Below are 14,414 nucleotides of genomic sequence, written 5' to 3'. Positions count from 1 at the left end.
TCCTGATTTTAACTATAGCGATGTTGTACAAGGCTTAGTATTACCATAAAAGGGAACTGTAAATGAAACGTGTTGTAATCACTGGTATGGGCATCAACTCATGTATCGGTAACTCTTTGGAAGAGGTTACTCATTCTCTAAAAAATGGAATCTCTGGGACACGTTTTAACCCAACTTATGCTGAACTTAATTTCAAAAGTCATGTGAGCGCAGCAGCTGTTCAAGATTTTGATGGCATTGATCGTAAATTGAAACGCTTCATGGGCGTGTGTGCAATGTATGCTTACAATGCCGCTATTGCAGCCGTAGAACATGCAGGTCTCAAACAAGAAGACCTAGCTAACAACCCAAGATACGGTATTGCTGGTGGTAGTGGCGGTAACTCAACTGCTTCTGTTGCAGAGATGGTTAAATTACTGGAAGAAAAAGGTGCACGTAAAATTGGACCTTTCTTTGTTCCACGCAACATGAGTAATACGATTACTGCAAACGTTGGTGTTGCATTAAAACTACAAGGTATTGCTCACTCTATTACTAGTGCATGTGCAACTTCTGCTGATGCAATTGGTTATGCTTACAACCTGATTCAATTAGGTAAACAAGATTTAATGCTTGCTGGTGGTGGTGAAGAAGATCACTGGTCTCAAAGCTTACTTTTTGATGCTATGGGTGCATTGTGTTCTAAATATAACGATACACCAGAAACAGCATCTCGTCCTTATTCAGCTGACCGTGACGGTTTCGTGATCGCGGGTGGTGGTGGCTTTGTGGTTCTTGAATCACTTGAGCATGCTCAAGCACGCGGTGCGAACATTTTGGCAGAAGTAGTCGCTTATGCTGCCAACAGTGACGGTGCAGATATGGTTGCTCCATCTGGGGAAGGTGCTACGCGTTGTATCCTCATGGCACTTGATGAAGCAAAACAACATGGCATTGAACAAATCGATTATGTCAATACTCACGGGACTTCAACACCTGCAGGTGACGTAACCGAATTAAAAGCAATGGAACGTGCTTTTGGCGAAGGTAATGTACCTGCACTAAGCTCAACCAAATCAATGACTGGCCACAGTTTGGGTGCAGCAGGTGTACAGGAAGCAATCTACTCTGTACTAATGATGCAAAATGACTTCATCGCACCGAACATCAACGTTACAGAACTAGATGAAGGCGCGAAAGGTTTCGATATTGTACTTGAAAAACGTGATGCAAAACTGAATACTGTCATGAGTAACAGTTTTGGCTTTGGCGGTGTTAACGCTTGCCTTATTTTCAAGAAGTGGGATGCATAATCCCACCTAGGATTATCGATGGATGCACCTTCTGATGCTTTCTTGTGGGTAAAAGCATTACATATTATTGCCGTGGTTTGCTGGTTCGCTGCTTTGTTCTACTTACCACGTCTATATGTTTATCATGCTATGAGTGAAGATGCTGCAAGTCATCAACGCTTTGAGGTAATGGAACGCAAGTTGTATCGTGGAATCATGTGGCCTTCGATGATTGCTACATTAATTACCGCCCATTTCCTTGTAGAGTGGGGTGATGCAACTCGACATTACCATCAAGCGACTTGGTTTTACCTCAAAGTTGGATTAGTGGCTTTATTAGTGATTTATCATTTGGTATGTGGCTATTATCGTAAAAAGCTCATCGGAAATGCTCACTATAAATCACATAAGTTCTGGCGCTTTTTTAATGAAATGCCAACCTTAATTTTATTTGCTGTTGTGATTTTAGTTGTTGTAAAGCCTCAGTTCTAACTGGGGCTTTTGCTTTTCTTCTCTAAGAAGTCTTATATTCACAATAATAAAAACATGAAATTCATTTAAATATTTATAAAAACAGAACTATAAAACTAATGAATAGTCATAGCTCTTTATTTAGCAACACATGATCTATACTATGCTAAACAAATAGATGAACTCATTTAATGGCAAAGCTATGCTAACTTTTAATGCCCTTAAACGCTTAATCCATACACCATTTATTCTTCTTATACTTTTTATTTTCCGTCACTTAAAAAACTATCCGATTAGACATTTGACTGCTCAAGAAAAAATATTAGCGCAAATGGTTTTCGGTGACATGCTTGATTGCGAACGGCCTAAAATTATTGCTACGCGCTACCTCCCTTGGCAGAGTTGCGGTATTTTTATGGCCCCCAATGGGAATATTTATGTCAATCCTGCTGATTACAGCGAAGATTACGCTCTAGAGTCTAAGTTTATGCAGGGTATTTTTATTCACGAACTCACCCACGTCATGCAATATCAAAAAGGCATTCATGTACTATTTAAAGGTGCTTTATTACAATCAGCCTATTACCTCAGCTTTAAAAGTTACAATCCCTACAAATATACCTACCACCCTGACAAGGCATTTAGTACGTATAATATTGAACAGCAAGGCGAAATTGCGCGCGATATTTGCTCTGGAAAAATCCCAAATATTATCTGTTCACCTCAACTTCATTTGTAACTAAATAATCAATCTCACTTTGAACGTAACATTTTTTGCGTAATGTAAATGAGAATTCTTATAAATCAGAAATACTTATCTAAACTATAAAAGTGCGCTTATTCAATTCAAATTATTGAAAAAAATAGAACAGACTTATTCCAAATTAGCTTGTGATAAGGCAGTATACAAACAATAAAAATAATGAAGCCTGTTTCTATTCTATACAGAAAATCTCGTTATTTTTACGCAGAAAATATGGGATTGGTATATATTATTGATCTTGACATTTTTGTTTACTATTTTAATTGTTTACTATCGTATCATACACATCGTTGAAAAATTATATTCATAAAAATCAACACTGTGTGTATCTATATTCGTTATGATCTAGGATTAGGTTTGAATGAAAAGTTTTAAAGTTGCCCTTGCTCAGTTTTCTCCGCATATTGGCAATATTGACTCAAACACCCAAAAGATGATTGAGCAAGTAAATCAGGCGAAAAAACAAGACGCTGACCTGATTATTTTTCCCGAGCTTTCTGTTATTGGTTATCCAGCTGAAGATCTATTGTTACGTCCAAATTTAAATAAACGTATGCAAAAGGCTTTTGCACAACTTGCCGAAGTTAAAGATATTGTTATGGTTTTCGGATTTGTAAACCAGACAGAAGATGGTCAACGTTATAATTCTGCTGCTGTCATGAAAGACGGTCAAGTTTTGGGTGTTTTTAACAAACACAATTTACCAAACTATGGCGTCTTTGATGAAAAACGCTATTTCCAAAAAGGCCATCAGCATTTGGTGTTTGAATATCTTGGACATAAATTTGGTGTATTAATTTGTGAAGATATCTGGTCAATTAATACGGTCAAACAGTTGAGCCAATTAAATGTTGATACAGTTCTTGTACTCAACTCATCACCATATGAAGTCGGCAAACCACAACACCGTATACAGACCTTAAGTGAACTTGCAAAACAACTTCATCTAAATATTGTTTACGTTAACCAAGTGGGCGGACAAGACGATTTAATTTTTGATGGTACAAGTTTTGTCAGTAATCAAAATGGTGAGATTGCTTTACAAGCACCGAGCTTTAAAGAAGACATTTATATTGCTGAATTTGACCGTGATACAAAGTTATATAAAGTCACTGAATCTGCTCCTGCATTAGAAACATTTGCAGAAATCTATCAAGGTTTAGTCATGGCAACTCGTGACTATGTAGAGCGCTCAGGCTTCCCAGGTGTGATTCTGGGTCTTTCTGGTGGTATCGACTCTGCCCTTACACTTGCGATTGCTGTTGATGCAATCGGTGCAGAAAAAGTGCAAGCTGTAATGATGCCTTATACTTACACTTCTCAAATTAGTGTAGAAGATGCGACTGAACAAGCTCGCCGTATGGGGGTGACTTTCGGTATTGCTGAAATTCACTCAATCGTAAATAGCTTCATGCAAACCCTGTATCCTTTCTTTGGTAATTCACCAGCTGATGCAACTGAAGAAAATTTACAAGCGCGTGCTCGTGGCACATTGCTTATGGGTTTATCAAACAAGTTTGGTAATTTAGTCCTTGCTACAGGGAATAAATCTGAACTTTCAGTTGGCTACTGTACGCTTTATGGCGATATGGTTGGTGGCTTTGCGGTTCTAAAAGATGTTTATAAAACTATCGTATTTGAATTAGCAAAATACCGTAACAGCTTAAGCGAAACCCCTGTGATTCCTGAGCGTGTGATTACCCGCCCACCTTCAGCAGAACTTCGCCCAGATCAAAAAGACCAAGACTCTTTACCAGCATATGATGTATTGGATGCCATCCTTTACGCATACATTGAAGAAGATTTAGGTCAGGCCGACATTATTGCCAAAGGTTTTGATAAAGAAGTTGTTGAAAAAGTCATCCGTTTAGTTGATCGTAATGAATACAAACGTCGTCAAGGTGCGATTGGCCCGAGAATTACCTCTCGTGCATTTAGTCGCGAACGACGTTATCCGATTGTCAACGGTTGGACAGCGAATGACTGAGCAGAAAAACTCATCAAAAACTACAGCACTTGCTCAAGCACTTTTGCTTGAGCAGGTGGAATTTTTCAAAAAACAATTATCTATAGAAAACTCACCTATTTATTTCCAGCAGTTCATTCAGTTATTTATGCAACATGCTGACGAAATCAAGCTACATGAAGTTGTGGATTTAGAACAACTACAAGCCGTTGTGAAACGCTATGCTTTTGAAATGCAGCTAGGTGCCGGTTTACTTGAGTTTATTGGGGAAATCGCGCAGCGTATTTATTTATCTGCTATGAAGTCTCCAATTCAGTTACAAGACTTGGTCTCTGACCACCAATTTGAAATGTGGCTTTCTAAATTTTTAGAAATGGAACATATTCCTCATTATCTTAATCAGTTTTTAAGAACTAGCCCTTCTGTACAACAGCTTTGCCAATATATTGCAACCTCGACTCTAGAACAAAAATTACCAAAACTTCTAACTGCATCTAGAGTAGATGACTACCATTTTGAATGGCAACATAAGCTCAAAAAATTCTCTTTTTTACAACAACAACGCCTCGAGCATAAACTTGAAACTTGGATTGCCAGTTTTATTCATGAGCAACTTACAGAATTAAGTCTTTTATCGAGTGAAGATTTAGAAAGTCTAGTACGTCATGTTTGGGAAGATATTAGACATAAAAAAATGTATGAATTTATGAAACAGCTCACTCCTCTCGATGTAGAAGAGTTCTTTGTTTTAATTTACGAATACTGGAAAGAATTACGCCAATCGCAATTTATGCAAGATCTGATTTTGTATGGTGTCGAAGTTTTTTATGACTTTTATAAAGATCAGAGTTTATTTGAAGTATTAAGTGAGATTGGATTAACCGAAAGCGACTTACAAACAGAAGCTTTACGTTTTTATCCGAAGGTTATGGATGCCTTTAATGAACACGGTATTTTAGAACCATTACTTCAAGCGCTTTTAGCTCCTTTTTATCAAAGCTCAAAAACACTCGATATGATTGAAAAACATTTTAATGAGTAAAAAATAGATAAAAAGAAACCACGCAGGAGCGTGGTTTTTAAAATGGTGGCTATGACGAGACTTGAACTTGTGACCCCCGCATTATGAGTGCGGTGCTCTAACCAACTGAGCTACATAGCCGTAAACTGTGTGCGCATTATCTATAGTTCTGTATAGCAGGTCAATAGGTAAAAACCCTTAATGCCCATCAATTGAACAAATAAGATTCAGATCATCATTATTTGTTCTTTTTTTAGCATTTTTTACTTTAAACAATTGATCGGCCACAGAAATATATTAAAGATCTAATACTAGTTTTTTACCTTTAGCTCTCGACACACAAATCATCATGCTCTTTTGTGAAGCCTTTTCTGCATCACTTAAGTATTGATCAAAGTGATCTGCTTCGCCTTCTAAAATAGCAGTTTCACATGTACCACAAACCCCTTCTCGGCATAGACATTCCACATCAATATTTAATATTTCAATAGCTTGTAAAATCGTCTGATTACTTTGTACTTCAATTTCTTGATTAGATTTGGCAAGTACCACCGTAAATGCTTCACCATCTTCAGGAACTGTTGAGGCAAATTGTTCCCAATGAATGTATTCATCGCGGTAACGGTGCTTGTTACAACAATCAATCACAGCATCAATCATAGGTTTAGGTCCACATACATATACATGTGTGCCTTTTGGTTGCGATGAAATTAATTCGTCTAAATTAAGCATGCTGCCTTCTGAGTCAACATAACTAAATACATGCCCTGCATGTTTCTGTGTTAGCTCATCAAGTAAAGCTGCGTGTTCAGGTGAACGGTAAGCATAGTGCAGCTCATACTCTGCTCCGCGTGCTGCAAGCTCATCCATTTGAGGCAAGAATGGTGTAATGCCAATTCCACCTGCAATTAAAATATGTTTATTCCCTGTTTCAGCTAATGGAAATAAATTTTTTGGTTCTGAAATCTGAATTTCACAGCCTTCATTACACTGATCATGCATAAACACTGAACCACCCTTACCTTCCACATCTTTACGAACACAGACTTGGTAAGTTGATAAATCTTGCGTACAGCTCATCAATGAATACGCATTTGAAAGCTGTTCATTCATTTTGACAATAATATGGCTTCCCCCACTAAATCGAGGAAAGTTCTGCCCATCTTGACGTTTGAACGTAAACCGTTTGATTAAAGGGGTTAGCTGTTCCACACGAGTAACAACCGCTGGGAACATTTCATAATGATTAGCCATATTAGAATCCTTCTTTTACCGCATATTCTTGTTGTTAGGGCTTATCCTTAAAGCCCTAAACACATATATTTAATGGTCATAAATTCTTCAAGACCATACTTTGAGCCTTCACGCCCAACACCTGATTGCTTCACACCACCGAATGGTACAACTTCATTTGAAATTGCTGTGGCATTCATGCCGACCATTCCATATTCAAGCTGTTCTGATACTCGCCATAAACGTGAAATATTTTCGCTATACACATAAGCAGCTAAACCGAAGATCGTGTCATTTGCTTGAGCAACCACATCTGCTTCATCTGTAAAGCGAATAAGGGGCGCAACTGGACCAAAAATTTCTTCTTGGACAATTTCCATTGTACGGTCAACGTTAGTTAAAACTGATGGTTCATAAAAGGTTTGCCCTAGAACATGCTGTTTGCCACCACAAGCTACCTTAGCGCCTTTGCTCACTGCATCATCAATCAACTGCTGTGCTTTCAAGACTGCTTTTTCATTAATTAATGGACCAATTTGCACACCATCTTCAAGTCCATTACCGACTTTAAACTTTTGTACTTCTTGTACAAACTTCTCGGCAAAAGCTTGATAAATATTGTCGTGGACATAAATGCGATTAGCACAAACACAGGTCTGGCCCGCATTACGGAACTTGGCAAAAATCGCACCTTGTACAGCTTTATCCAAATCGGCATCGTCAAACACAATCAGTGGAGCATTACCGCCTAACTCAAGCGCCAATTTTTTAATGGTGCTTGAACACTGCTGCATCAATAAACGGCCCACTGGAGTTGAGCCAGTAAAAGTCAATTTCTTCACTTTTTCATGCGAAGTAAATACAGAACCAATTTCTTGTGATTTACCTGTAACAACGTTAATCACACCAGCCGGAATACCTGCTTTTTCTGCAAGCTTCGCAATCGCTAAAGCACAATAAGGCGTTTCATTCGCTGGCTTAATCACGACCGTACATCCAGCTGCTAAAGCTGGTGCTGCTTTACGGGTAATCATGGCGATTGGGAAATTCCACGGCGTAATCGCAGCCACCACACCCACAGGTTCTTTACTGATAATAAAACGCTGCTGATTATTGACGGTTGGAATCACATCACCATAAATACGCTTACCTTCTTCGGCAAACCATTGAATAAATGATGCAGCATAACGCACCTCACCTTTCGCTTCTGCCAAAGGTTTACCTTGTTCAATGGTCATGATTAAAGCAAGTTCATCGGTATGTTCGAGAACCAGTTTGTACCAAGCCAATAAAATATCTGCACGGTTTTGAGCAGTTAAAGCCTTCCAACTTTGCAAAGCTATATAAGCAGCCTCAACAGCCTGTGTCGCTTCGGCCGCTCCCATATTAGGAATTGTGCCAATTTCTTCACCTGTTGCAGGGTTAGTCACTGGAACCGTTGCATTTGACTGTGCATCTAACCATTGCCCATTAATGTAGGCTTGTTGCTGAAATAATTCAGTACTTTGTAAACTCGACATATCATCTTCCTAACTGAAGAATCAGGTGTAAGTCATCTTTACACCTGAATAAATCCATTTGTTTTATTTGTGATGCTGCGCCACTAAATGTTGGAAGTAAGCAATACCATGTTCACTAATTCCTGAACGTTGCTTATCAGTCATAATACGGCCTTGACCTCGATAACCACGTGATTTCAAACCACGTTGTACGCTTTCGACCAAGTTCAAATCTTCAGGACGGAATACATTGCGATACCACTCAATCAAATCTTTCTGATCTTGAGTGAGTTCTTCATTCGTGAAGTAAATATCGTAATGCTGCAAAGTCGTTTCTGCATCTACTGGAAACTCATAGATCACAGTCATGAAATTGCTGCCCGGTGGTACGTTGAACATCGTGCAAGGCCAAGTCCAGAAACCGTGAAATTCAGGATCTGTTACAGATGGATCAAGCTTGAATGATTTCTCTGATGAACGTGCAAAGCCATATTGCAATGTCCAGTTCTGATGTGTGGTATGCCAATATTTATCAACTTGTACGGAGTCAGCAAAACCTGGATGCGCTGGTCCACAGTGGTAACATTCTAGATAGTTATCAACAATCACTTTCCAGTTTGCTGGAGTTTCTGTCACAAAACGTGCTGCCAGTTTCAAATCTTTAATTACGCTACATGCTTGATTTAAACGCTCAGCAAATTCCGGAAGTTGGTCTTCTACACAAGTCGCATTTTCATCCATATTAATGAAAACAAAGCCTGCATATTCCTCAACTTTTAAAGGCACCATGCTTGAATTTTCTTTGTCAAAAGATTCAACGTGGTCACAGTTACGTGCCAAAGCTAAGCTACCATCTAGCTTAAAAGTCCAAGCATGGTATGGGCAAGTAATTACATTTTTTGCTTTACCACTGCCACTTAAAAGCTCGTGACCACGGTGCGGACACACATTATAAAACGCACGTAAAACACTATCTTTACCACGAATGATGACAATATTTTCACCAATTACTTTACGGGTAATATAGTCATTCGGTTGTGCCAATTCACTGCCATGTGCAACACAAATCCAGCTTTTAGCAAAGATTGCTTCTTTCTCATGCTCAAATACTTGCGATGAAGTATAGAAAACTTTAGGGAAAGTCCATGCAACATCTGGGTTTGCGCAAAAATCTTCAGGTAATTTTTCAACTGCACTCATGTTATTACTCCATTAAATTCTTTTCGTCCAAATGACTCGATATTAAATTCATATCTTTTCGACACTGCCAAACATGCGACGTATCGCACTCAGCATGTTTTGATATAACTGTTGAACTTCAGGACAGTCACGCATCAGACGTAAACTGCCATGTAATAAACCTTTGCCTAAATGGAACTCGTTAGGGATACCTACTTGTTCCAATTTTTGGGTAAGGAAATAACCGTCATCACTTAAAGGGTCATATTCTGCAACCGCCACAAAACTTGTAGGCATATCTGAAAAATCAGTTGCCAATAAAGGTGCTAGACGTAAATCCTGCCAATCTTGTGAATTCGGTGCATACTCCTTTAAATAAAAATGCATATCTTCCGTTGTGAGTAACGGCGCATGGGCATGCTGTTGTGCGGCTGGTGTATCAAGTGCTGTAGTTAAACACGGATAAAACAAAGCCAGACCTTGAGCTTGCATACCACTATGCTGTAGATGCACTGCAAGGGCTGCTGCTAAGTTACCGCCTGCGCTATCGCCTGCTAGAACGATATTTTCACTATCAATCTGCCAGTCAGAACCATGTTGTTTAAGCCATTGATAAACTGCTAAACAATCTTCAAAAGCTGCTGGAAAGCGATGTTCTGGTGCCATGCGATAATCCACACCAATGACAACTGCATTTAAGTCCTGACATAAATAACTGGTAATAAACTCATGTGAATCGAGTCCACCCACCATCCAACCGCCACCATGTAAATACAACACACATGGCCAACCAGCTTCAGGTCGTTTAGTTTTTGGTGAATACATGCGAACAGGTAGAGGATGCTCTGCATTTGCAACAACTCTATCTTCTACTTCGATCTTGCCATCACGAGGCAAAGTGTAGTGTCGACACATCGCGTCATAGGCCGCGCGGACTGAGTCAATATCTGCATCTGCTGGTGAATAAATGCTGCTCCAATACACAAGGCTTTGCATTTCTTCACTTAAAACATACGTGGTCTGTTCACATGTAGTCATTACCGTTCCCTCTAGCTGGTTTTTCTGTCCAGTTTGATTGAGCTTGCAAGCTCAAGCTGCATCCGTTTCGCATGTTCATCTTGAGTCTGGTTTAAACCAATTTCCACATCATCATAACCTTGTTGCTCAATTAAATGTGATGGGACTTTGGCATAATCCTGAATCAACCATTTCACTAAACCATAGGTTTGAATCAGAATAATCACAATGAATGGTAAAGCCGTCACAATAGTTGCTGTTTTCATTGTGTCTAAAGGTGCCTTACTAAAGATCATGGCAATTGGAACCAAAGTCAGCATGACACACCAGAACAGACGTGCGTTTGGCGATGGATCTTGCCCTTCACTTAAACCGCGTGTACATGTTGCTGAAACCGCATACCCAACCGCATCCATATGTGCTGCCAAGAACACCACCATAATGCCGAGGAAAATCCACATCATCAGCTTTCCAGCAGGTAACAGGCTGAGCAATTGTCCAATTGCAACCTCACCACCCTGTTGGCTTAAGATTTGCGGTACATTTACAGCCCCATGAATAAAGCTATAAACGCTGTAGTTTTCAAACACACCAAAGATAAACCAAAGACCAACACTGCCGCCAATCACCATGGCAAAGATCACTTCTTTAATAGTACGGCCTTTAGAAACACGCGTTACAAACAGTGCCACACCCGGTGCATATGAAATCCACCATAACCAGTAGAAAACAGTCCATTCACGAGTAAACTTGCCATCGCCCATTGGGTCGGTAAACAGACTCATATCAACAAAGTTGGTTGCCATTAACCCGAAACTCATTAATGAATTATTCAAAATGAATTGAGTTGGACCAAAGCACAGTACATAAATCGCAAATAACACCACGCCTAAACACACCATGTGACTTAAACGTTGCATGCCTTTATCCATACCTACATACGAACTAAGTGCAAATAGAACCGAAACACCCAAAATAATGATGACCTTAGTCATAAAAGTATTTGGGATACCTGTGAGCTGAGACAAAATATTGGTAAATGTCACAGCAGTGAGTACCAATGAAATCGTCAATGCGCCAAACATACAAAGCAAAAACATTAAGTCGACTAAACGACCAACCACACCAGTTGATTTAAAGCCTGTCACAGCCTCAATCACTGAAGCTAAACTTAAACCTTTGTTTTTTCTAACATGGTAGCTGTAGCACAAAGAAATTGATGCCAAAGCATAAATTGCCCATGCACTTAAACCTGAGTGAAAAAACGAATAAGCCACGCTATATTTCAATGCTTCTGCTGACTCAGGCGGTAAGCTCAAACCAGGTGTTTGATAATAGTAAGCCCAGTCTAAAAAGCCCCAGTACAGTATAGAAGACCCAATACCTGACAAAATGAACATGAATATCCATGACATCGTGGTGTATTGAGGCTTTCCTTCACCGAGTTTAATTTTGCCGTATTTACTAAAAGCTAGACCAAAAGTAAAAATAATGGCTAAAAAAGCAAACAGTAATACTGGGGTGGTAAATACCGATGTCGTCCACTGCATCCATGTTGCAGCGATCTTGATCGACTCTTGCGAATAAATCGCCAAACCAGCAACTGAAATAAATACAAACAGTAAACTGGTTACGGCAAGAACTTTATCCGTATAAATTTTTGTGTTTTGATTATCCATATCCATACATCCATTTTTGGATGGCGTTATTCCATAGCGAACACGTCCATTTTAATTTGGGCTACACACGATGCAATTGCATCTCCTACCTCATAAGTTTTTGCCTGACCGCCGATATCGGCTGTCTTTGGCCCATTAATTAATACATTCTCAATCGCCTGCATAATGTCCTGACCTGCTTGAATGCAACGTTCGTCTTCTTCGCCAAAGAATTCGAGCATCATTGCACCTGACCAAATCGCAGCGATTGGATTGGCAATTTGTTTACCGTAAATATCTGGTGCCGAACCATGTACAGGTTCAAACAATGATGGGAATTTTCTTTCTGGGTTTAAATTTGCAGAAGCAGCCAAACCAATAGTTCCTGTACATGCAGGGCCTAAATCAGAAAGAATGTCGCCAAATAAATTCGATGCAACAACCACATCAAAGCGTTCAGGTTGTAAAACAAAACGAGCTGCTAAAATATCAACGTGCTGTTTATCGGCCTGAATTTGTGGATATTGTTTTGCCATCGCATCCACACGTTCATCCCAATAGGGCATGCTGACCGCAATACCATTAGACTTGGTCGCTGCTGTAATTTTTTTCGCGTCACGCTGATTTGCAAACTCAAATGCATAACGCAAAATGCGATCTACACCATGACGTGTAAATACAGCTTCTTGTAAAACAAACTCTCGATCTGTTCCTTCAAAAGCCTTACCACCAATGGCTGAATATTCACCTTCACTGTTTTCACGGACCACGTAGAAGTCGATATCGCCCGGTTTTTTACCTACTAAGGGACATTTAACACCCGGCATTAAGCGCACTGGACGTAAATTCACATATTGGTCAAAACCACGACGGAACTGGAGCAGCGAACCCCAAAGCGAAATATGGTCCGGCACTTTATCTGGCCAGCCTACAGCGCCAAAATAAATTGCATCGTAGCCCTGCAAAGTTTCAAACCAGTCATCTGGCATCATTTTGCCGTGCTCAAGGTAGTAATCGCAGCTTGCCCAATCAAATGTATCTAGCTGAAGCTCAATGCCGTACTTCTCTGCTGCTGCCTTTACAACCTTAATGCCTTCTGGTAGAACTTCTAAACCAATGCCATCGCCTGCAATCGTGGCAACTTTATATCTTTTTGCCATAAGCTTCCTTCACACCTTCGCCTAATATCCTTGTATGGCTTAAACATGATGTTTTAAGCAAAAATGATCAACAACAGAACTATCACTCCAATGGACACGGATCGTGAACAATCTACCTAACCTATCGGATTTAAAGGTTTTTTGCACAGTCGCCAAACTAAAAAGTTTTGTCGAATCTGCTGAGGAACTAGGGACTTCGCCTGCTTTTATTAGCAAGCGAATTAATATTTTAGAAAACACGTTAAGCTGCAAACTTTTTCATCGCAGCACGCGTCACGTTAGTCTGACAGAAGATGGCAAACTCATCCTTGAGAGAGTTTCAAATATTCTTGAAGAATTTGATGAAGTCTGTGAACTGGTAAATAACCCACTCAGTACGCCTACCGGTCGTATGGATATTATTAGTAGCTTTGGTTTTGGCAGAAAGCATATCGCACCAATTTTGTCTAAATTAATGATGCTCTATCCAAAACTTCAGATTCATTTTGACACCATCGACAATACCAAGGACTTGATTCAACACAGTATTGATTTGGATATTAGAATTGGTAATGAAATTGCGCCAAACATGATTGCGAAGAAGCTGGCTTCTAATTTTCGTATTTTATGTGCGGCACCAAGTTATTTACTTAAACACGGCGTACCAGACAGCATTGAAGACTTGCAAACACATGATTGTTTGACGATTAGTGAGCGTGATCAATCGTCTGTGCTATGGAAATTTAGGCATGCTTCTGAAGATGTCTCAGTGCATATCAAACCACGTTTTGTTTCGAATAACGGCGAAATTATTCATCAACTTGCCATAGAAGGCCACGGGATTATTTTCCGATCAATTTGGGATGTTGCAGATGAATTAATTACAGGTCAACTCCAACACATTTTACCCGAATATTGGCAAGATGCAGATGTTTGGGCAGTTTATCCATCACGACTCAAAAGCTCATCTAAATTACAAACCTGCATTTTGTTTATTCAAAACGAATTGCTCAATCGTTTAAAGCATGTACAAAACCTAAGTCGTGGACAACTCATTTCACCAGCCGTCAAACGAGATCCACCACCTGAAAAAGTCTTTCTATAAAAAAGCCCTAAGTGAAGTGTATTCACTTAGGGCAATAAATCGCTTTTAAATTTTAAAAATAATATCCGATTGAAAGATAAAATAATTTATCC

12 protein-coding genes and 1 tRNA gene are annotated in these 14,414 nt (G+C 39.5%); 6 read left to right on the top strand and 7 right to left on the bottom strand.

Going from position 1 to position 14,414, the window contains the following annotated elements; genetic code table 11:
• The first annotated feature begins 62 nt into the window (after positions 1-62).
• The 5 genes from B4F08_RS14220 to B4F08_RS14200 all read left to right on the top strand — a co-directional run bounded on the left by B4F08_RS14220 (position 63) and on the right by B4F08_RS14200 (position 5,513).
• The gene (locus B4F08_RS14220) at positions 63-1,292 is read left to right on the top strand and encodes a beta-ketoacyl synthase N-terminal-like domain-containing protein (protein ID WP_004952669.1); all 1,230 of its coding nucleotides are present in this window, start codon (positions 63-65) and stop codon (positions 1,290-1,292) included.
• An 18-nt stretch (positions 1,293-1,310) separates the two neighbouring features.
• The gene (gene hemJ / locus B4F08_RS14215) at positions 1,311-1,763 is read left to right on the top strand and encodes a protoporphyrinogen oxidase HemJ (RefSeq protein WP_002120291.1); all 453 of its coding nucleotides are present in this window, start codon (positions 1,311-1,313) and stop codon (positions 1,761-1,763) included.
• 157 nt (positions 1,764-1,920) lie between these two features.
• Entirely contained in the window at positions 1,921-2,481 is a 561-nt protein-coding gene (locus B4F08_RS14210) for a hypothetical protein (RefSeq protein ID WP_005075294.1), read from the top strand.
• A 385-nt stretch (positions 2,482-2,866) separates the two neighbouring features.
• On the top strand, positions 2,867-4,492 hold the full coding sequence (locus B4F08_RS14205) for an NAD+ synthase (RefSeq protein WP_002120406.1): 1,626 nt from the start codon (positions 2,867-2,869) through the stop codon (positions 4,490-4,492).
• On the top strand, positions 4,485-5,513 hold the full coding sequence (locus B4F08_RS14200) for a hypothetical protein (RefSeq protein ID WP_002120422.1): 1,029 nt from the start codon (positions 4,485-4,487) through the stop codon (positions 5,511-5,513). Before B4F08_RS14205 ends, B4F08_RS14200 begins: the two co-directional genes overlap by 8 nt.
• A 43-nt stretch (positions 5,514-5,556) precedes the next feature.
• On the opposite strand, the gene B4F08_RS14195 is transcribed toward B4F08_RS14200, so the two are convergent.
• The 7 genes from B4F08_RS14195 to B4F08_RS14165 all read right to left on the bottom strand — a co-directional run bounded on the left by B4F08_RS14195 (position 5,557) and on the right by B4F08_RS14165 (position 13,238).
• Positions 5,557-5,633: transfer RNA gene (locus tag B4F08_RS14195), tRNA-Met, on the bottom strand.
• Between the two features lie 156 nt (positions 5,634-5,789).
• Positions 5,790-6,746: a carnitine monooxygenase, reductase subunit CntB gene (cntB, locus tag B4F08_RS14190; RefSeq protein ID WP_005075293.1), complete on the bottom strand. Its 957-nt coding sequence runs from the start codon at positions 6,744-6,746 to the stop codon at positions 5,790-5,792.
• 47 nt (positions 6,747-6,793) lie between these two features.
• Entirely contained in the window at positions 6,794-8,245 is a 1,452-nt protein-coding gene (locus B4F08_RS14185; protein ID WP_005075291.1) for an NAD-dependent succinate-semialdehyde dehydrogenase, read from the bottom strand.
• Between the two features lie 63 nt (positions 8,246-8,308).
• Positions 8,309-9,424, bottom strand: a complete 1,116-nt coding sequence (gene cntA, locus B4F08_RS14180; RefSeq protein WP_002120432.1) for a carnitine monooxygenase subunit alpha — start codon at positions 9,422-9,424, stop codon at positions 8,309-8,311.
• 48 nt (positions 9,425-9,472) lie between these two features.
• Positions 9,473-10,441, bottom strand: a complete 969-nt coding sequence (locus tag B4F08_RS14175) for an alpha/beta hydrolase (RefSeq protein ID WP_005075287.1) — start codon at positions 10,439-10,441, stop codon at positions 9,473-9,475.
• An 11-nt stretch (positions 10,442-10,452) separates the two neighbouring features.
• On the bottom strand, positions 10,453-12,105 hold the full coding sequence (locus tag B4F08_RS14170) for a BCCT family carnitine transporter (protein ID WP_240301129.1): 1,653 nt from the start codon (positions 12,103-12,105) through the stop codon (positions 10,453-10,455).
• 20 nt (positions 12,106-12,125) lie between these two features.
• A complete protein-coding gene (locus B4F08_RS14165) occupies positions 12,126-13,238 on the bottom strand; it encodes a tartrate dehydrogenase (protein ID WP_005075283.1) in 1,113 nt (370 codons plus the stop codon).
• A gap of 103 nt (positions 13,239-13,341) precedes the next feature.
• Between B4F08_RS14165 and B4F08_RS14160 the strand changes: the two genes are divergently transcribed.
• Positions 13,342-14,322 carry a LysR family transcriptional regulator gene (locus B4F08_RS14160; RefSeq protein WP_002120373.1) on the top strand — a complete coding sequence of 327 codons (981 nt, stop codon included), beginning with the start codon at positions 13,342-13,344 and terminating at the stop codon, positions 14,320-14,322.
• Positions 14,323-14,414 lie beyond the last annotated feature (92 nt).

Origin of the sequence: Acinetobacter sp. UBA6720 (genome assembly GCF_002454215.1) — a bacterium.
In the GTDB taxonomy this organism is placed as follows: domain Bacteria; phylum Pseudomonadota; class Gammaproteobacteria; order Pseudomonadales; family Moraxellaceae; genus Acinetobacter.
Note: the sequence above shows the minus strand (reverse complement) of the source record. Positions and strands in the feature narration are given on the sequence as shown.

Coding starts and splice junctions, on each gene's coding strand:
- B4F08_RS14220 (WP_004952669.1), top strand. CDS start 63: ATGAAACGTGTTGTAATCACTGGTATGGGCATCAACTCATGTATCGGT.
- B4F08_RS14205 (WP_002120406.1), top strand. CDS start 2,867: ATGAAAAGTTTTAAAGTTGCCCTTGCTCAGTTTTCTCCGCATATTGGC.
- hemJ (WP_002120291.1), top strand. CDS start 1,311: ATGGATGCACCTTCTGATGCTTTCTTGTGGGTAAAAGCATTACATATT.
- B4F08_RS14175 (WP_005075287.1), bottom strand. CDS start 10,441: ATGACTACATGTGAACAGACCACGTATGTTTTAAGTGAAGAAATGCAA.
- B4F08_RS14170 (WP_240301129.1), bottom strand. CDS start 12,105: ATGGATATGGATAATCAAAACACAAAAATTTATACGGATAAAGTTCTT.
- cntB (WP_005075293.1), bottom strand. CDS start 6,746: ATGGCTAATCATTATGAAATGTTCCCAGCGGTTGTTACTCGTGTGGAA.
- B4F08_RS14210 (WP_005075294.1), top strand. CDS start 1,921: ATGAACTCATTTAATGGCAAAGCTATGCTAACTTTTAATGCCCTTAAA.
- cntA (WP_002120432.1), bottom strand. CDS start 9,424: ATGAGTGCAGTTGAAAAATTACCTGAAGATTTTTGCGCAAACCCAGAT.
- B4F08_RS14200 (WP_002120422.1), top strand. CDS start 4,485: ATGACTGAGCAGAAAAACTCATCAAAAACTACAGCACTTGCTCAAGCA.
- B4F08_RS14185 (WP_005075291.1), bottom strand. CDS start 8,245: ATGTCGAGTTTACAAAGTACTGAATTATTTCAGCAACAAGCCTACATT.
- B4F08_RS14165 (WP_005075283.1), bottom strand. CDS start 13,238: ATGGCAAAAAGATATAAAGTTGCCACGATTGCAGGCGATGGCATTGGT.